Source organism: Burkholderia sp. AU15512 (assembly GCF_002223325.1).
In the GTDB taxonomy this organism is placed as follows: Bacteria; Pseudomonadota; Gammaproteobacteria; order Burkholderiales; family Burkholderiaceae; genus Burkholderia.
Window position 1 is genome coordinate 35,972 of sequence record NZ_NKEX01000006.1, and the last position, 17,928, is coordinate 53,899.

Below are 17,928 nucleotides of genomic sequence, written 5' to 3' on the forward strand. Positions count from 1 at the left end.
CCCATGCCGATTCTTGCCGGGACGCGTAAAATGAAGGGCCTGACGACTCATTAGCCGCCATCGGACCGACCGCGTTGCAATAGCGAACGGCTCCGCCGCGAAGAGGCGTCGGCGTCGGGCGCACACGATGCGCCGGACGTGTCGATGGCTCGCGCGGAAGATGCGCCGCCCGCAACAGCAGCATGCGGCGGCCGGATCGGCCGATGGCTTCGAACGTATGATGCCATTCAGCTTCACGCGGCGATTTGCGAAGCCGCGTTGTCTTGCCCGTGTCGCCACGGCGTGTATTGGAATCGCCGCGGCACTGTCGATCTCCGTGCTCGTCGAGCGGCCTGCCTTGGCGGCGTCCGACGTATCGGCGCCCGTCGCTACGTCATCCTCATCAGTCGAGTCACCCGCGTCGGCAGCTTCCCGAGTGCATCCCGCTTCGGCGGCGCATGCATCGTCGGGTGCGTCGGCGGCCAAGCCCGCGCCTGCCGCATCACACGCGCATCCCGTGGAGCCTGCCAGCCCGGCGTCGAGTGCATCGGGCGCATCCGCAGCATCCGCAGCTTCCACCGCCGCACCTGCATCGGCCGCTTCCGCCACGCCCGCCAGCGAGGCCGAGGCACCCGCACCGACACCGCCGCGCCAGCATCCGCCCCTGTCGGCTGAAGAGGCAAAAAATGCGACGGCGCGCGCGATCGACATGCGCAAGCGCTTCACGCAGGAGGTCACGCGGCGCCTGAACGTACCGGCAAACGAGCAACGCGCGTACGGCGAGCGTCTCCAGAAGGCGCTCGTCGATGCGGACCTCGGCGACCTGGCCGGCGAATACATCGCGATGGTCGACCGCGCACCGAACGTCCAGGCGCTGTTCATCTACTTCCGCGCGACGCCGGCCAACGCGTGGATGATGATCGGCGCATCGCCGGTCGGCACCGGGCTGCCGGGCACGTACGACCACTTCCTGACGCCGCTCGGCGTGTTCCATCACTCGCCGGACAACATGGATTTCCGCGCGGAAGGCACGACGAACGAGAACGGCATTCGCGGCTATGGGCACCGCGACATGCGCATCTACGACTTCGGCTGGGTGGACGGCGAGCGCGGGTGGGGCAAGGGCGGCGTGTCGCCGATGCGCTTCCAGATGCATGCGACCGATCCCGATCGCCTCGAAGCGCTGCTCGGCATCCGGCACTCGAAAGGATGCGTGCGCATTCCCGCGTCGCTGAATACGTTCTTCGACCGGCACGGCCTGCTCGACGACGACTACCAGGCGCGCGTCGAGGCCGGCAAGTCGCTGTGGGTGCTGCGCCGCGATCGCGACATCACGCCGATCGCGGGCCGCTACCTGGTCGTGATCGACAGCGCACGCAAGACGCGGCCGGCGTGGTCGCCGTTGCCGGGGCGCAAGGCATGGTCGCAGCTGCCGAAGGGCGGCGACACGGCGGACTGACGGCCGGCGAGGCGGGCACGGGAGCGATGCGGATGAGAATAAATCCGTTTTATTGAACCATAATAAAAGCAAACTTTTATTATCCGATCCGGGTTCGTATAGTCGAGGCCAGTTTCGCGGAACCCTGCCGCGCCTGGACCATCACCGATCACACGACCCGATGAAAACTCTCTACAAGCTCGCCCCGCTTGCGATGCTCGGCGCCTTCGCGACGCATGCCTGTGCGCAAAGCAGCATCACGCTGTACGGTCTCATCTCGGCCGGTGTCGGGTTCGCGACCAACCAGGGCGGCAAGAACGCCTGGCAGGCGCTGTCCGGCACGAACCAGAACCCGCGCTGGGGGCTGAAGGGCAAGGAGGATCTCGGGCAGGGGCTGTCCGCGGTCTTCCAGCTGGAGAACGGCTTCAACGTGATGACCGGCACGGCCGCGCAGAACGGCCGCGAGTTCGGGCGGATGGCCTACGTCGGCCTGGCCGACCGCACCTACGGCGCGCTGACGTTCGGCCGCCAGTACGACGCGATCCACGACTATATCGGGCCGGTGATCATCGCGAGCAACGGCGTGAACATCGGCGACAACGACAACGGCTACAACGACATCCGCGTGCAGAACTCGGTGAAGTACGTGAGCCCCGTCTACTACGGCCTGAAATTCACCGCGCTGTACGGGTTCAGCAACGCGACCGGCTTCGCGAACAACAGCGCGTACAGCTTCGGGCTCGGCTACGAGCAGGGCCCGCTGCGCTGGAGCGTGGTCTACGCGCAGTACAACCATCCGTACAGTGCGACGAACCAGGACGGCGCGATCGCGAACGACTATGCGTCGCCGCTGCTGATTTTCAGCAAGAGCGCGATGTCGCCGGCGGCTTACGCGAGCCGGCAGCGGATCGCGGGCACGGGCGGCTTCTACACGATCGGCCGCGCGCAGTTCGCGGCGATGTTGACCGACGTGCGCTACGATTACCTCGACAATTCGCACCTGCACCTGCAGAACCTCGGCGTGAACGTCGTCTACACGATGACGCCGCAGCTCTTCCTCGGCGCCGCGTATGCGTTCACGAACGGCAAGTACGACGTGATCGACAAGCGGCCGAAATGGCACCAGGTGAACCTGCAGGCCGATTACTTCCTGTCGAAACGCACCGACGTCGCGCTGACGGTGATCGCGCAGCAGGCGGCCGGCGACGCGGACCATGCGCAGATCTTCGCGTACGCACGCTCGACCGGCACGCGCCAGATGATGGCGACGCTTGGCGTCCGGCATGTTTTCTGAGCGCCCGACCATGACCCATCCGATCGCATCCCGCCGCACCTTCCTGAAACTGTCCGCCGCGCTGGCCGGCACCGCGCTGCTGCCTGAAACGGGCGCGTTCGCGGCCGGCGGCGACGCCGCGCGCCGCACGGTGATCATCGATACCGACCCGGGGCAGGACGACGCCATCGCGATCCTGTTCGCGCTGGGCGCGCACGATAGGCTCGACGTGCGCGCGCTGACCGCCGTCGCCGGCAACGTGCCGCTCGACCTGACCGAACGCAATGCGCGGATCATTCGCGACTGGGCCGGCCGCACGAAGACGCTGCCCGTCTATGCAGGCTGCCCGCGTCCGCTCGTGCGCGACCTCGTGACGGCGGCGAACGTGCATGGCAAGACCGGGCTCGAAGGCGTCGAGTTGCACGAGCCGCGCGCACCGCTTGCCGCCGGTCACGCGGTGGCTTATCTCGTCGATACGCTGAGCCGCGCAGCGCCGGGCAGCGTGACGCTGTGCGCGCTCGGCCCGCTGACGAACCTCGCGACCGCGTTGGTCGAAGCGCCGCAGATTCGCAGCGCGCTGCGCGAGATCGTGCTGATGGGCGGCGCGTTCTTCGAGCGCGGCAACATCACGCCGGCTGCCGAATTCAACATCTACGTCGATCCGCAGGCGGCCGAAGTCGTATTCGGCAGCGGCGTGCCGATCGTCGTGCTGCCGCGCGACGTCGCGGTGAAAGCGCCGATCACGCCGGCACGCGTCGCGCCGTTCCGCGCGCTTGGCAATCGCTGCGGCGCGATCGTCGCCGACATCATGGAGGCCGAGCTCGCGTACAACAAGAAGCGGCGCGGCGTCGAAGATGCGCCGATGTACGACCCGACCGCGGTCGGCTATCTCGTCGATCCGACGCTGTTCGGCGGACGCAAGGTGAACGTGATGGTCGAGACGACCGGGCAGTGGACGCTCGGCGAGACGGTCGTCGACTGGAACGGGCGCAGCGGCCGTGCGGCGAACGCGACGTGGATCAACGAGGTCGATGCGGACCGCTTCTACGCGGCGCTCGTCGAGCGCATCGCGAAGCTGCCCTGAAGGCGTTCAGATGTGCTTCGCAATCCACTCGCGGCACGCGCGCACGTGCGGGCCGCGATCGTCGCCGGTGAGCGAGATCAGCGAGATCGCGCGCGTGACGCGCGGCTTGTCGACGCGCAGCGCGACGAGTTCGGGATCGTGCAGATGCATCGTGTAAAGGCTCGGCAGCACGGCGGTCGCGAGGCCGTTGCGCGCAAGCGCGTAGAGCGGCTCGGTGTATTCCATCCGGTACGTGACGTTCAGGCGCAGCTTCTCGGCGCCGCCGGTGCGATGCAGCGATTCGCTGACGCTGCCGCGCACGAACACCGCGAGCTCGCGATCGACGAGCCTGGCCCACGTGACGCTCTTCGCGCGGGCAAGCGGATCGTCATGCCGCACGACGATCACGATCTCGTCCTCGAAGAGCTGCTGGTAGCGCAGCGTGCCGTCGTCGCTGTCCGGTTCGCGCACGCCGATGCCGAGATCCGCGACGCCGTCGCGCACGGCTTCGACGAGCGCGCTGTTCGGCAGGTCGGTGAGGGTGAAGCGCAGCGTCGGATGCGCGTCGCGCAGTGCATTGAGCGCGGGCAGCAGGCGGCCCGCGACCGACGGGATGAACGCGATGCGCACGGTCTGGATGCGTTCGCCGATGAGCCGCGCCATGTCGTCGAAGGTGCCGCGCGCCTGGTTGAGCAGGCGTTCGGCGAGCGGCAGCACGGCTTCGCCCGCGGAGGTGAGCGTGAGCCGATGCGCGGAGCGCGCGAACAGGCGCCCGCCGAGCAGGAACTCGATCTGGCGGATCGACGCGGTGAGCGCGGGCTGCGTGAGCGACAGCGCCTGCGCGGCCTGCGTGAAGCTGCGTGCGTGGGCAAGCACGACGAAGTGCTGGACCTGCCGCAGCGTGAGCGCGGGCAGCAGCGACGAGCGGTCGGACGACATCGGGCAATAACGGTCGGGATGCGGTACGCGGCAGTATAAGACCGCGCTGCGTGAATCGACACAGGACAATATTCGGAATCACAGGAGAACCACCATGTCAGCGACTGACACGATGCCGGCGCGCGCGCCGGTCAACTGGCTCGAACGCCGCTTCGCGCTTGCCGCGCGCGGCACGAGCGTGCGCACCGAGACGATCGCGGGCGTCACGTCGTTTCTCGCGGCCGCGTACCTGCTCGTCGTGATCCCGTCGCTGCTCGCGACGGGCGGCATGGAGCGCGGCGCGGCGACGACCGCGACGATCATCGTGTTCGTGCTGTTCACCACGTTGATGGGGCTCTACGCGAACCTGCCGTTCCTCGTCGGCCCCGGCATCGGCGGCTCGGTGATCATCGGCGTGACGCTCGCGACGACGGAGCACGTCGGCTGGCAGACGGGCCTCGGCATCGCCTGCGTGTCGGGCGTGCTGTTCTTCCTGCTGACGATCCTCGGCGCGCGCGGCGTTGTGGTGCGGCTGATTCCGGTGCAGATCAAGCTCGGGCTCGGCGCGTCGATCGGGCTGTTCGTCACGATGCTCGGGCTGCGCAACGCGGGGATGGTCGTCGCGAACGCGAAGACCAACGCGTTCGCGCTCGGCGATTTCTCGCGGCCGGGCGCGCTCGTCGCGCTGGTCGGCCTCGCGGTCGCGATCGTGCTGCAGGCGCGCAAGGTGCCCGGCGCGATCCTGATCGCGATCCTCGTGGCAGCCGCCGCCGGCGTGCCGCTCGGCGTCACGCATCTGCCCGCGTCGTTCGTGTCGCTGCCGCACAGCATCGCGCCGATCGCGTTCAAGCTCGACATCGGCAGCGCGTTGAGCCTCGCGGCCGCGCCGTACCTGTTCGCGTTCTTTGCGGCGGAATTCTTCTCGACGCTCGGCACCGCGCTTGCGGTCGGCGCGAAGGCGAACCTGCTCGACGAACAGGGCAACCTGCCGAACATCAACCGGCCGTTCCTCGTCGATTCGCTCGCGGCGACGCTCGGGCCCGTGTTCGGCATTCCCGCGCTGACCGCGCTGATCGAATCGGCGGCGGGCGTCGAGGCCGGCGGCCGCAGCGGGCTGTCGTCGCTGGCGGCGGCCGTGCTGTTCGCCGCGATGCTGCTGTTCGTGCCGGTCGCGCTCGCGATCCCGAAAGAGGCGACCGCGCCGGCGCTGATCCTGATCGGGCTGTCGATGTTCGCGACGATCCGCCATACGCATTTCGACGACTTCACCGATGCGCTGCCCGTGATGTCGATGGTGCTGCTCACGCTGATGTCGAACAGCTTCGGCACCGGCATCGCGGGCGGGCTGCTGTGCTACGTGCTCGTCAAGCTGCTGGCCGGCCGCTTGCGCGACGTGTCGTGGGGGCTCGTCGTGCTCGCGCTTCCGCTCGGCTACTACTTCTGGACCGTCGTGAAGCCGCACTGAGAGACGGCTTTCGCGACGCATCGGCACTACCCAAAACGAGACTGCAATGAAGGCAACACCAGGTAACGTCCCGGCCGCGCGCACGGGCATCGAGATCACGCCGGCCCATCGGGCCTTCTTCCACGCGCTGCCGAAGGTCGAGCTGCATTGCCACCTGCTCGGCGCGGTGCGGCACGACACGTTCGTCGCGCTCGCGGCGCGCAGCGGCGCGCCGATCGAGCGCGCGGAGATCGACGCGTTCTATGCGCGCGGCGAGAAGCCGGTCGGCGTGCTGCACGTGCTGCGCGCGCTCGACCGGTATCTGCTCACGCAGCCCGACGACCTGCGGCGGATCGCCTACGAGTATCTGGAGGATGCGGCCGCGCACCACGTCCGGCATGCGGAATTCTTCTGGAATCCGACGGGTACGGTGCGCGTGTCGGGTATCGCGTATGCGGATGCGCAGGCCGCGATCGTGACGGGGATTCGCGACGCCGCACGCGACTTCGGGATCGGCGCGCGCCTGATCCCGAGCATCGACCGCGAGCAGGATCCCGACGAAGCGGTGGCGCTCGTCGAATGGATGAAGGCGAACCGCGCGGATGAAGTGGCGGGGCTCGGGATCGACTATCGCGAGAACGACCGGCCGCCGGAGCTGTTCTGGAAGGCTTACCGCAATGCACGCGCGGCGGGTTTTCGCACGACCGCGCATGCGGGCGAGTTCGGGATGCCGTGGCGAAACGTCGAGACGGCCGTCGATCTGTTGCAGGTCGATCGCGTCGATCACGGCTATACGATCGTCGACAACCCGGAGCTGTGCGCGCGCTATGCGGAGCGCGGTATCGTCTTCACCGTCGTGCCGACGAATTCGTACTACCTGCGCACGCTGCCGCCGGAGCAATGGGCGGAACGGCACCCGATGCGCAAGATGCCGGGCCTCGGGCTGAAGATCCATCCGAACACCGACGATCCGACGCTGCACAAGGTCAATCCGTCGGAGGCGTGGGAGCTGATGTTCAGCCATTTCGGCTTCACCGTGGCCGAGCTGAAGCAGTTCATGCTGAACGGGATCGACGGCGCGTGGGTGGACGACGCGACGAAGGCCGCGTGGCGTGCGGCGTGGGCGTCGGAGTTCGACGTGCTGGCTGCCACGCTCGCGGCTGGCTGAGCGCGGCGGCGTCATACGCCGGCCGGTGCTTCAACCGGCCGGCGATTCGTTGTGCCGGAACAGCTTCGCGACGCCCGGCAGGCCGCCGGCGTCGAGCAATTCCGCGTAGCGGTACAGCAGGTTCGCGATCGCGACTGCGCTGTGGGTCATGCGGGCTCCGCCGTCGTTGAACGATGACGACGATGGTGCACGGCGCGCAGCAAGTCCGCTTCGTCCGGGTGGACTAATCCGGCGCCTGGCGTTCTACAGGGCAACCGTCTTCGTCATCGCGCGCTCCTATAATGAGCGCCGACACGACAACAGCAACAATAAAGACGAGGGCGACCCTTCCAATGGGCAATCGATCATGGCTGTATCTCCAGGCCGGTGACGGCGACGACGCGCGAACGATCGCGCTCGCGGAATCCAACAATCACTTTCCGTTGCTGTGGCGCGTGCTGCTTGCCGACGGCGGCGCGGGCGACGCGATCACCGATCAGCGCATATTCGGCGATGCCGGCACGCCGAATCTCGCCAGCGATGCGCGCACCGCGCTTGCGCGACTGAGCCGGCTCGCGTCGTTCGTCGTCTCGTATCCGCTGCCCGGCGACGATCCGGCGCTCGCGCGCCAGTTCGATGCAGTCGTGCGGCATCTCGGCGAATCGATCGACGCGTTCGGCGACGCGCACGGCGCACCCCGGTTTTCCGCGAATCTCGACGAGTTGTCGTGGCTCGACGGCGGCGATCCGAACGACTACATCGACCAGGAACGCGATACCTGCACGCGGCTGTGGTGGCAGGTCGCGAACTGCATGGATTTCCGCGACGTGCGCGGCGTGCGCGATGCGCTCGAGATCGAGTCGCCGCCCGACTGGGGCGACTGGGCGTGGGGCTTCGGGTTCGGCGGCCTGTTGCATCACTATTTCGTTCGTCAGCAGCCGCCGCGCGGCGTGACGTTTGCCGAGCTGTTCGACGCCGGCGAAGTGCACGGCGACCGGCTCGGCTACGGCATGTTCAGCTTTCGTGCGCGCAACGGGCTGTGGGGTGTGCGACGTGAAACCGACGATGCGTGGCACGTGATCGTGCCGCCCGAGTGGACGAACCTGTGGGCGAGCGGCGCGCGTGACGACCGGCTGCTGTGGGCCGCGCGCGACGGGAAGGTCGGCCTGCTGTTCGCCGACGGCGATGTCGACCGCGATGGCGACGAGATGCGGATCGTGCGCGAACCGTCGTTCGACGCCGTGTGGGATTTCAGCGGCGACGTCGCCTGCGTGCGCGTCGGTGAGCAGTTCGGACTCGTGCGCACGGACGGCACGTGGGTGCTCGAACCGTCGCTCGACGACTTCGGCGATTTCACGGGCGGGGTCGCATCCGCGAGCCTGGACGGCCGCTGGGGCTTCGTCGACACGCGCGGTGCGTGGGCGATTCCGCCGCGTTTCGACGATGCGCAAGAATTCGAGAACGGCACCGTCGCGGCGGTATCCGAAGGCGAACGGTGGGGGCTGATCGGGCGCACGGGCAATGGCGCGCGCAGCCCGAGTGGGACGCGCTCGAATGGTCGTCCGAATGCGGCGCCTTCGTCGCGCGGCGCAACGGTCACGTCGGCCTCGTCGATGCGAAAGGGCGCGTCGTCGTCGAGCCGCATTATGCGGAAGTCGCCAGGCTGACCGACGACGAACGGACGGACATGCTGACCGAGCTCGGCGCGATCCGCCATATCGTGCGGCGCGACGACGGGCGTTGCGCGATCGTCGACGGACAGGGCCGCGTGCTGACGCCGTTCGACTTCGTCAACATGGGGGCGCTGCCGTGGTTGCCCGATGACGAAACCGTGCCGGGCGAGCTGTTCACGCGATACGCGATCGGTGTCCTTCCAGGCGAGCCGGTGCAGCTCGCGATCTGCGATCTCGAGACGGGCGCGACGCTCGTGCAGGGGTGCTACGACGACGTGGCCGGCCTGTTCTGGGGCGCCGATCACGGCTGGCTGGCCTGGGTGGAGGAGGGCGGCGACGACGTGCGGGCGACGGTGCTTCGCGCGGACGGCACCGTGCTGCATCCGGCGCGTTACACGCGCATCGGTGACGATGCGCTGTTCGACGACGATCGCGACGCCACCGACGGACACGCGATGCTGATGCCGTGGTTCGTCCGCCGTGTCGCGGTCGCGCAGAACTGGAGCCTGGGTGAACCGGTCGCCGCATTGCGCGACGACGGCGTGCCTGTATGGCTCTACGCGGACGGGCAAGCGACGACGACGCGTCGATAGGCCGAGCCGTTGTCGTGGAGGCCGGCGTGGCGCACCGGCAACCCAATCAGCGGAAGAACTTCAACCAGTCGAACAGGCCCGGATGCGGCGTGCGCCGGCGCGGCGCCGGCGCGCTGCGCGGCCGGAAATCCGGCGAGAACTGCGCGTGCGGATCGATCGCCTTCGCGCGCAGCGCCGCATCGTAGAAACTGCCGACGATCGGCAGCGCGCTGTGCGCGCCCGCGCCCCAGTAATCGCTGCGCAGCGTCACGCTGCCGTCGTCGAAGCCGACCCACGCACCGGCCACGAGCTGCGGATGCATCAGGATGAACCAGCCGTCCGCGTTGTCCTGCGTCGTGCCCGTCTTGCCGGCGACGTCCACGCGAATGCCATACCGTGAACGGATGTCGGCGCCGGTGCCGCGATCGACGACATCGCGCATCACGTCGACCAGCGTCTGTGCGGCGGGCTCGGGCAACGCACGTTCGGGCGGCGCGCTGCCGAAGACGGCGAGCACCTTGCCGTCGCGATCCTCGATGCGCGTGATCATCTGCGGCGCGACGTACACGCCACGGTTCGCGATCGTGCCGTACGCGGACACCATCTCCTTCAGCGTGACGGGGCTCGTGCCGAGCGCGAGCGACGGCACCGCGTCGAGCGGGCTTTCGCGCACGCCCATCGCACGGGCGAGCTGCGCGACCTTCGCGGCGCCTTCATGCTGCATCACCTGCGCGGTGATGCGGTTGCGCGACAGCGCGAGCGCATCGCGCAGCGTCATCGGCTCATCGGTCGGCGGCTCGGCATCGGTCGGGCGCCAGACCGCGCGCCCGTCGATCGGGATCGCCACGGGGCGGTCGACGAACGTATCGCCCGGCCGCATGCCGTCCGCGAACGCGGCGCCATAGACGAACGGCTTGAACGTCGAGCCCGGCTGGCGCCGTGCCTGCGACACGTGATCGAACGGCTCGCTGCCGAAATCCGGGCTGCCGACCCACGCACGGATCGCGCCGTTGCGCGGATCGATCGCGACGAAGCCGGCCTGCACCTGCGTCTTGCGCTCGCACAGCGCGCGCATGAAATCGCGATTGGCGCCGAGCCGCTTCAGCGCCACGACGTCGGTCAGCCCCGTGTCGCGCGCCTGCCGATAGTCGGGCGTCTGGCGGATGAAGCCGCGGAACAGGTCGTTGCGCAGCCCGCAGCCGGACGGGCCGCGCCACGCGCCGTCGGCGATCGCCTGCAGCCGCTCGGTCTGCCGCGTCAGCGCCTGCGTCGCCATGTCCTGCAGCCGCGCATCGAGCGTCGTGCGCACGACGAGTCCATCGGAGTACAGATCGTAGTTGTTGCGATCGGCCCACGCGATCAGCCATTTGCGCAACTGCACCGCGAAGTGCGGGGCGAGGCCGGGCTGCCCCGACTGCGGCTCGAAGTCGACGCGCAGCGGCTGGCGCTGCAGTTTCGCGAGCTGCTGCGGCGTCAGCATGTGCATCTGCGCCATCCGGTCGAGCACGATATTGCGTCGCTGTACGGCGCGCTCCGGGTTCAGCACCGGGTTGTAGTAGCTGTTGCCCTTCAGCATCCCGACGAGCGTCGCGCTTTCGACGATGTCGAGCTGGTCGGCCGACTTGCCGAAGTAGGTGCGCGCGGCCATTTCGACGCCGTACGCGTTGTACAGGAACGGCACGGTGTTCAGGTAGGTCTCGAGAATCTCGTCCTTGCTGTACACCGACTCGATCTTGAACGCCGTGATCAGCTCCTTCACCTTGCGGGTGAGCGTCGGCGCGCGGCCGACTTCATCCGGATACAGGTTGCGTGCGAGCTGCTGCGTGATCGTCGAGCCGCCCTGGCGGTCGCCCGAGAACGTGTGCAGCCCGGCCGCGAGCGTGCGGCGCACATCGATGCCGTGATGCGCGTAGAAACGGTGGTCCTCGGTCGCGATCAGCGCGTCGACCATGTGCGGCGAGATCTGCTTGAGCGGCACCCATTCGCGGTTGACGGGCCGGAACTCGGCGATCAGCTGGCCGTCGGCGGACAGCACGCGCGCGGGACGGTCGATGCGCGCCTTGCGGATGTCGCCGATGCTCGGCGTGAACGGGACGAACGCGAGCAGCACCAGCAGGCCCAGCACCGGGATCGCGGCGAGCGTCAGCGCGACGCCGCGACGCGTCGGATGGCGCAGGCGATGCAGCGCGCCGGCGCCCAGCGCGCGGAGGCGCGCGCCGCAGACGGCGGCGAACGGTACGACGCGGGCGCGGCAACGGAGCCACGCGTCTCGGAGAAGCGGCACGAAGCGATTCAAGGCGGCAGGAGCGCGGATGGAAGAGGCGCGATCCTAGCAAACGGCACACGTGCGACGCCCGCCAAAACGGCCGTTTGCTTGCAGGATTTACAGACGATTACGTTTGTTGCCCATCGACAACCTTTTACGGCGCGGTCTGGCGCGATTCTCCCGACGAATCGCGGCCGGCGCCGCCCGCGCTCGAAGCCGTCCGGTCAGCGTGGCACGGCACTGCCGGCGGCCATTGCGACCACCTCCGCCAACCGCTGCGCGGCCGCCTCCATCTGCGCGCGTCCGAACCCGCCGAAGCCCAGCACGAGCCCCGGGCGGGCGGTACCGGGCGCGAACATCGGCGACACCGCGCGCACCGCGACGCCGGCTTTAGCGGCGCGCTCGACCACGTCGAGGTCGTCGATCCCTTCCGCGAGCCACAGCACGACGTGCATGCCCTGATCGCCCGGCTGCACCCACGCGCGTTCGCGCGGCAGCCGCGCACCGAGCGTGTCGATCAGCAGCGCGCGCTGTTCCGCATACACGCCGCGCACGCGGCGGATGTGGCGGTCGAGGTGGCCTTCCGCGATGAACGCGGCCAGCACGTGCTGATCGGCGGTCGGCACATGACGATCCATCAGTACGCGGGCGCCGCAGAACGCGGGCACGAGATCGTCGGGCGCGATCACGTAGCCGAGCCGCAGCGACGGGAACAGGATCTTGCTGAAGGTACCGAGGTAGATCACGCGGTCGGGGTCGAGCCCTTGCAGCGACGGGAACGGATGGCCTTCGTAGCGCAGCTCGCTGTCGTAATCGTCCTCGACTACCCACGCGCGTTGCCCACGCGCCCAGGCGAGCAGCGCATTGCGCCGCGCCATGCTGAGCGGCATGCCGAGCGGATATTGGTGCGACGGCGTGACGAACGCGACCCGCGCATGCGGCGCGAGACGGATGCCGGCGTCGACGTCGATACCGTCGGCGTCGATCGGCACCCGCACCATCGCGTCGCGCCGCCCGGTGCTGTCGAGCAGCGCGGTGATGCCGCGATAGGCCGGATTCTCGACCCATGCCTGATCGCCCGCGCCGAGCAGCACCTGGCTCGCGAGATGCAGCCCCTGCTGTGTGCCGCTCGTGATCACGACCTGGTCGGCATGGCAGCGCACCGAGCGTGAGCGGCGCACGTAGTCGGCGATCGCCTCGCGCAGCGGCAGCGCGCCTTGCGGATCGGCATAGCCGGACGGCGCGCCGGCGCCGCGCGCGCGCAGGCGGTTGCCGAGCCGGCGCCAGATGTCGTCGGGCGCGGTGAGGCCGATCGGCACCGAGATCGCGAACGGCATGGCCGGCAGCGGGCGGAATTCGCCGGCGATCCGCGCGAAGGTGGCGGCCGGCTCGGGCAGGCCGGTACGTGCCGGCGGGCGGTGCCGGGCAGGCGGTTCGGGCGCGTCGACGGGCGGCGGCCCGGCGAGCGCGAGCGCGCTCGCGACCCGCGTGCCCGCGCCGCCGCGCGATTCGAGAAAGCCTTCGGCGATGAGCTGCGCATACGCATCGACGACGGTGCCGCGCGCCACCTGCAGCGACGCGGCGAGCAGCCGTGTGGACGGCAGCGCGTCGCCCGGGTGAACGTCGCCGCGCCGCACCGCGTCGCGCAGCGCCTGCGCGAGCTGGCGGCTCAGGTCGCCGGCCGCGCGATCGAGCGCGCCGAGCGACGGGATGTCGACGTTCCGGGCCGTTCTTGCCATGATTCTGGTCTGCTGAAATTGTTTCAAACCGGCTCTACAGCATAAACCAGTTTGGCGCCACAATCGGCGCATGACGGGCCAGCGCCCGATCCATTCCCACCCCCGCGTGACCGTGGAGCCGCCATGTACGTCCCCGCCGATTTCAACGAACCCAACCCCGACGCGCTGCGCGAGCTGATCGTGCAGCATCCGTTCGGCAGCCTGATCACGCACGGCAAGAGCGGGCTCGACGCGAATCACATCCCGTTCGAGCTGCTGCCCGGCGACGGCGGTCTCGGCGAACTGCATGCGCACGTCTCGCGCGCGAATCCGGTCTGGCAGGACGTCGCGAACGGCGACGAGGTGCTCGTGATCTTCCGCGCGGGCGATGCGTATATCTCGCCGACCTGGTTTCCGAGCAAGCATGTCGCACACCGGCAGGTGCCGACGTGGAACTACGTGGTCGTGCATGCGCACGGCCGCATCACGGTGCGCGACGACGCGCAGTTCGTGCGCGGCGTGGTCGCCCGGCTGACGCGCACGCACGAGGCGTCGCAGCCGGTGCCGTGGAAGATGGGCGACGCGCCGGCGGATTATCTCGACGCGATGCTGCAGGCGATCGTCGGGCTGCAGATCGAGATCACGCGGCTCGTCGGCAAGCGCAAGCTCGGGCAGAACAAGGACGAGGCCGATATCCGCGGCGCCGGCGATGCACTGGTCGCGAACGGCAACCTCGCGATCGGGGAAGCGATGATCGAGGCGGCCGACGCGAAGCGCGGGTGAGCGCCCGCGACGGGCAGGCAAGCGCGGGCAAGCGCCGCGCCCGCACGCCGGCCCGTCACTGCGTGCGGGTCGCGCCCTTCGCGCCTTCACCGGCCTGCGCGAGCGCGCCGCGAATCGCGGCGTCGGTCTTGTCGTACTCGCCCTCGCCATAGCGCGTATAGACGACCTTTCCGCTCGCGTCGATCAGGTACAGCGCGGGCCAGTACTGGTTGCCGTACGCGCGCCACGTGTCGTAGCGATTGTCCTGCGCGACCGGATAGGTGATGCCGAAGCGCTTGATCGCATCGGCGACGTTGCCCGCGTCGCGCTCGAACGGATACTCGGGTGTATGCACGCCGACCACGACGAGCCCCTGGTCGCGATACTTCCGGTCCCACTCCTTCACGTACGGAATCGTATGAATGCAGTTGATGCACGAGTACGTCCAGAAGTCGACGAGCACGACCTTGCCGCGCAACTGGCCGAGCGTCAGCGGCGCGCTGTTGTGCCAGCGGTCGATGCCGGTGAAATCGGGCGCGGACATGCCGGCCTGCGAAGTCGGCATGCCGGCGTCGTCGCGGGTGCCCGCGAAGGCGGCGAGCCCGGCCGTGGCGGCAAGGGCGAAGACGAGGGCGGCGATCTTGAGTCGGGGCAGCATGGCGTTCTCCTGAGCGGGAGGCCGCCGCGCGGTGGCGGCGGCCGGACGGGTTTCGACAGGCCCCATTAAGCGGCGCCGACGTATCTCCGATGTGTCCGGCGAGCCACGCGTGTGCAATGTTGTGTGTCGTCGCGGCGGCGCGATACATTGGGATACAAACGGATGCCCGCCGTGCGGTATAAAAGCGGACATCACCTGCCCGACTACCTCGATACCGACCACGACTCATGGACAAGATCGACCACGTGCTGATCGTCGACGACGACCGCGCGATCCGCGAACTGATCGCGGATTACCTGGAGAAGAACGGCATGCGCGTGTCGCTGGCCGCGAACGGCCGCGAGATGCGCAACGTGCTGGACGACGGCGCGCCCGACCTGATCGTGCTCGACCTGATGATGCCGGGCGAGGACGGCCTCACGCTGTGCCGCGACCTGCGCGCCGGCAAGTTCCGCACGGTGCCCGTGCTGATGCTCACCGCCCGCGGCGAGGAAACCGACCGCATCATCGGCCTCGAGATGGGCGCCGACGACTACCTGGCCAAGCCGTTCGCGGTGCGCGAACTGCTCGCGCGGATCCGCTCGGTGCTGCGCCGCGCGCGCATGCTGCCGCCCGGCATGCAGGTGACGGAAACCGCGGAGATGCTTGCGTTCGGCGAATGGCGGCTCGACACGACCGGGCGCCACCTGCTCGACGCGGAAGGCACGCTGGTCGCGCTGAGCGGCGCCGAATACCGGCTGCTGCGCGTATTTCTCGACAACCCGCAACGCGTGCTGACGCGCGACCAGTTGCTCAATCTCACGCAGGGCCGGCAGTCCGATCCGTTCGACCGGTCGATCGACCTGCTCGTGAGCCGGCTGCGCCAGCGGCTGCGCGACGGCGCGCGCGAACCGCGCTACATCAAGACGCTGCGCAACGAGGGCTATGTGTTCTCGTCGGCCGTGACCGCCGTCGACGGTACGCCATGAGCGCGCGCATCCCGTGGCACTGGCCGCGCTCGCTGTTCGCGCGGCTCGCGCTGATCCTGTGCGTGGGCCTCGCGCTCGCGCAGACGCTGTCGTTCTGGCTCACCGTGACCGAGCGCGACCAGGCGACCACCAACCTGATGATGGGCTACATCGAGCGCGAGGTCGCGAGCTCGGTCGCGCTGCTCGACCACCTGCCGCCGGCCGAGCGGGCCGCGTGGGTGCCGCGCCTCGCGCGGCGCAGCTACGCGTTCATCCTCGGGCCCGGCGAGACCGGCACGCCGCCGGAAGCGCGGCTGTCGGCGCGCGTCGAGCGCTCGATTTCCGACGGCATCGGCGGCGACTACCCGCTGACCGCGAACGCGATTCCCGGCGACCGAGAACATCTGCAGGTGCATCTGCGGCTGACCGACGGGTCGCCGCTGACGATCGACATCCATCCGATGTCGACGGTGCCGCTGTCGGGCTGGCTGCCGGCCGTGCTCGTGCTGCAGCTCGCGGTGCTGGCCGCGTGCTGCTGGCTCGCGGTGCGGCTCGCGACGCGGCCGCTCAAGCAGCTCGCGCAGGCCGCCGATGCGCTCGGCCCCGACCTGAAGGGCGAGCGGCTGAACGAGGACGGGCCGTCGGAAGTCGCGCGCGCCGCCCGGGCGTTCAACGCGATGCAGGATCGCATCGCGCAGTACATGGCCGAGCGCATGCAGATCCTCGCGTCGATCTCGCACGACCTGCAGACGCCGATCACGCGGATGCGCTTGCGCGCCGACATGATGGACGACGACGCGCAGGGCGCGAAGCTGCGCCAGGACCTGCTCGAGATGGAGCATCTGGTGAAGGAGGGCGTCGCGTACGCGCGGACGCTGCATGGCAACGAGGAAGCCGCGCGCCGGATCGATCTCGATGCGCTGCTCGACAGCATCGTGTGCGACTACACGGATGCGGGGCAGGACGTCGCGCTGCACAGCCGCACGCCGCTCGCGCTCGTCACGCGGCCGAAGGCGCTGCGCCGCATCGTCGGCAACCTCGTCGACAACGCGCTGAAGTTCGCGGGCGCGGCCGAGATCGACGTGCACGCCGCGCCGGACGGCGGCGCGGTGATCGCCGTGCTCGACCGCGGGCCCGGCATTCCGGACGATCAGCTCGACGCGGTGTTCGAGCCGTTCCGGCGCGTGGAGACATCGCGCAACCGCGAGACGGGCGGCACGGGGCTCGGCCTCGCGATCGCGCGGCAGCTCGCGCTGGCGATGGGCGGCACGCTCACGCTGACCAACCGGGCGGACGGTGGCGGGCTCGAGGCGCGGCTGACGTTGAGGAATGCGGCGTGATGGGATGCGGTGAGCGAGCGGTGCGGTTTCAGGTGTGCGCCGAAATCGAAACCGGCGCTGCCGTTGAAGCTGCCGTGTGCGGTGTCACACGCGCTGCAGATGCGCGTCGACGACCGGTGCGAGCGTCTGTGCATGCACGGCCGCGAGATCGTGCCGGCCGCCATGCAGGACATGCAGCCGCGCGTCGGGCAGTCGTTCGAGCAGGCGCCGGCCGGCCGCGATGGGGCTGATCGGATCGTCGTCGCCCCACAGCAGCAGCGTCGGCTGCGCGATGCGGCCGATATCCCGCGACAGGTCGGCACGGAACGTCAGGAACCAGTCGGGAAGCTGCGGGTTCGCTTCCGCGAAACCGGTGCGCCAGTCCTGCGCGCCGAGCCCGGCCATGTCGAGGCCGCCGGACGTGACCGTCAGCACGAGGTGCGTGATCAGTTCGGGCTTGTCGAGCGCCGCGCGCATCGCGATCACGCCGCCCATCGATTGCGCGATCACGGCGGTCGGCCGGTCGATCGTTTCCAGCGCATGACGCACGAGGCTGTCGAAATCGTCGACGGCCGGATCGCGCGGCGTGTCGCCGAAGCCCGGGTAGCCGACGATCCGGCGCTCGGCCGGATGCGTCAGCAGGCCGGCGAGCGGTTGCCAGAAAGCGGTGCTGCCCGATGCGCCGGGCAGGAAGAGCAGTTGCGACGGAACGGGCATGGCGGTGCGGTTTCCCGGTGAGTGAAGTGAAGCG

General features: G+C 69.1%; 15 protein-coding genes. 10 read left to right on the plus strand and 5 right to left on the minus strand.

Annotation, left to right across the window (positions count from 1 at the left end; genetic code table 11):
• Positions 1-127 precede the first annotated feature (127 nt).
• The 3 genes from CFB43_RS19505 to CFB43_RS19515 all read left to right on the plus strand — a co-directional run bounded on the left by CFB43_RS19505 (position 128) and on the right by CFB43_RS19515 (position 3,774).
• Positions 128-1,438, plus strand: a complete 1,311-nt coding sequence (locus CFB43_RS19505) for a hypothetical protein (protein ID WP_089496199.1) — start codon at positions 128-130, stop codon at positions 1,436-1,438.
• A 160-nt stretch (positions 1,439-1,598) separates the two neighbouring features.
• Positions 1,599-2,711, plus strand: coding sequence for a porin (locus CFB43_RS19510; protein WP_089496200.1), 1,113 nt, complete (start codon positions 1,599-1,601; stop codon positions 2,709-2,711).
• A gap of 10 nt (positions 2,712-2,721) precedes the next feature.
• Complete coding sequence (locus CFB43_RS19515) at positions 2,722-3,774, plus strand: nucleoside hydrolase (protein ID WP_089496201.1); 1,053 nt, start codon at positions 2,722-2,724, stop codon at positions 3,772-3,774.
• A 6-nt stretch (positions 3,775-3,780) separates the two neighbouring features.
• Here the strand turns inward: CFB43_RS19515 and CFB43_RS19520 are convergent, their stop codons facing one another.
• On the minus strand, positions 3,781-4,692 hold the full coding sequence (locus tag CFB43_RS19520) for a LysR family transcriptional regulator (protein ID WP_089496202.1): 912 nt from the start codon (positions 4,690-4,692) through the stop codon (positions 3,781-3,783).
• 94 nt (positions 4,693-4,786) lie between these two features.
• On the opposite strand from CFB43_RS19520, the gene CFB43_RS19525 reads away from it, so the two are divergent.
• From CFB43_RS19525 to CFB43_RS38855, 4 genes are all read left to right on the plus strand, one after another.
• Positions 4,787-6,136, plus strand: a complete 1,350-nt coding sequence (locus CFB43_RS19525) for an NCS2 family permease (protein ID WP_089496203.1) — start codon at positions 4,787-4,789, stop codon at positions 6,134-6,136.
• A 46-nt stretch (positions 6,137-6,182) separates the two neighbouring features.
• Positions 6,183-7,283 carry an adenosine deaminase gene (gene add / locus CFB43_RS19530; protein ID WP_089496204.1) on the plus strand — a complete coding sequence of 367 codons (1,101 nt, stop codon included), beginning with the start codon at positions 6,183-6,185 and terminating at the stop codon, positions 7,281-7,283.
• A 281-nt stretch (positions 7,284-7,564) separates the two neighbouring features.
• Complete coding sequence (locus CFB43_RS19535) at positions 7,565-8,929, plus strand: WG repeat-containing protein (RefSeq protein WP_256990056.1); 1,365 nt, start codon at positions 7,565-7,567, stop codon at positions 8,927-8,929.
• 20 nt (positions 8,930-8,949) lie between these two features.
• On the plus strand, positions 8,950-9,528 hold the full coding sequence (locus tag CFB43_RS38855; protein WP_256990058.1) for a hypothetical protein: 579 nt from the start codon (positions 8,950-8,952) through the stop codon (positions 9,526-9,528).
• Positions 9,529-9,574: 46 nt separating this feature from the next.
• On the opposite strand, the gene CFB43_RS19540 is transcribed toward CFB43_RS38855, so the two are convergent.
• Together CFB43_RS19540 and pdxR are read right to left on the minus strand one after the other, a co-directional pair.
• A complete protein-coding gene (locus tag CFB43_RS19540) occupies positions 9,575-11,803 on the minus strand; it encodes a penicillin-binding protein 1A (RefSeq protein ID WP_089496205.1) in 2,229 nt (742 codons plus the stop codon).
• Between the two features lie 194 nt (positions 11,804-11,997).
• Positions 11,998-13,512: a MocR-like pyridoxine biosynthesis transcription factor PdxR gene (gene pdxR / locus CFB43_RS19545; protein WP_089496206.1), complete on the minus strand. Its 1,515-nt coding sequence runs from the start codon at positions 13,510-13,512 to the stop codon at positions 11,998-12,000.
• 123 nt (positions 13,513-13,635) lie between these two features.
• On the opposite strand from pdxR, the gene CFB43_RS19550 reads away from it, so the two are divergent.
• Positions 13,636-14,274, plus strand: coding sequence for an FMN-binding negative transcriptional regulator (locus CFB43_RS19550; protein ID WP_089496207.1), 639 nt, complete (start codon positions 13,636-13,638; stop codon positions 14,272-14,274).
• Positions 14,275-14,329: 55 nt separating this feature from the next.
• Here the strand turns inward: CFB43_RS19550 and CFB43_RS19555 are convergent, their stop codons facing one another.
• Positions 14,330-14,911, minus strand: a complete 582-nt coding sequence (locus CFB43_RS19555) for a thioredoxin family protein (protein WP_089496208.1) — start codon at positions 14,909-14,911, stop codon at positions 14,330-14,332.
• 227 nt (positions 14,912-15,138) lie between these two features.
• Here CFB43_RS19555 and CFB43_RS19565 point away from each other — a divergent pair, with 227 nt between their 5' ends.
• Positions 15,139-15,879, plus strand: a complete 741-nt coding sequence (locus tag CFB43_RS19565; protein WP_034190595.1) for a response regulator — start codon at positions 15,139-15,141, stop codon at positions 15,877-15,879.
• Entirely contained in the window at positions 15,876-17,198 is a 1,323-nt protein-coding gene (locus CFB43_RS19570) for an ATP-binding protein (protein ID WP_089496209.1), read from the plus strand. The genes CFB43_RS19565 and CFB43_RS19570 overlap by 4 nt, the downstream gene beginning before the upstream one ends.
• A gap of 84 nt (positions 17,199-17,282) precedes the next feature.
• On the opposite strand, the gene CFB43_RS19575 is transcribed toward CFB43_RS19570, so the two are convergent.
• Positions 17,283-17,894 carry an alpha/beta fold hydrolase gene (locus CFB43_RS19575; protein WP_089496210.1) on the minus strand — a complete coding sequence of 204 codons (612 nt, stop codon included), beginning with the start codon at positions 17,892-17,894 and terminating at the stop codon, positions 17,283-17,285.
• Positions 17,895-17,928: the final 34 nt, after the last annotated feature.

Coding starts and splice junctions, on each gene's coding strand:
- CFB43_RS19505 (WP_089496199.1), top strand. CDS start 128: ATGCGCCGGACGTGTCGATGGCTCGCGCGGAAGATGCGCCGCCCGCAA.
- CFB43_RS19510 (WP_089496200.1), top strand. CDS start 1,599: ATGAAAACTCTCTACAAGCTCGCCCCGCTTGCGATGCTCGGCGCCTTC.
- CFB43_RS19515 (WP_089496201.1), top strand. CDS start 2,722: ATGACCCATCCGATCGCATCCCGCCGCACCTTCCTGAAACTGTCCGCC.
- CFB43_RS19520 (WP_089496202.1), bottom strand. CDS start 4,692: ATGTCGTCCGACCGCTCGTCGCTGCTGCCCGCGCTCACGCTGCGGCAG.
- CFB43_RS19525 (WP_089496203.1), top strand. CDS start 4,787: ATGTCAGCGACTGACACGATGCCGGCGCGCGCGCCGGTCAACTGGCTC.
- add (WP_089496204.1), top strand. CDS start 6,183: ATGAAGGCAACACCAGGTAACGTCCCGGCCGCGCGCACGGGCATCGAG.
- CFB43_RS19535 (WP_256990056.1), top strand. CDS start 7,565: ATGAGCGCCGACACGACAACAGCAACAATAAAGACGAGGGCGACCCTT.
- CFB43_RS38855 (WP_256990058.1), top strand. CDS start 8,950: ATGCTGACCGAGCTCGGCGCGATCCGCCATATCGTGCGGCGCGACGAC.
- pdxR (WP_089496206.1), bottom strand. CDS start 13,512: ATGGCAAGAACGGCCCGGAACGTCGACATCCCGTCGCTCGGCGCGCTC.
- CFB43_RS19550 (WP_089496207.1), top strand. CDS start 13,636: ATGTACGTCCCCGCCGATTTCAACGAACCCAACCCCGACGCGCTGCGC.
- CFB43_RS19555 (WP_089496208.1), bottom strand. CDS start 14,911: ATGCTGCCCCGACTCAAGATCGCCGCCCTCGTCTTCGCCCTTGCCGCC.
- CFB43_RS19565 (WP_034190595.1), top strand. CDS start 15,139: ATGGACAAGATCGACCACGTGCTGATCGTCGACGACGACCGCGCGATC.
- CFB43_RS19570 (WP_089496209.1), top strand. CDS start 15,876: ATGAGCGCGCGCATCCCGTGGCACTGGCCGCGCTCGCTGTTCGCGCGG.
- CFB43_RS19575 (WP_089496210.1), bottom strand. CDS start 17,894: ATGCCCGTTCCGTCGCAACTGCTCTTCCTGCCCGGCGCATCGGGCAGC.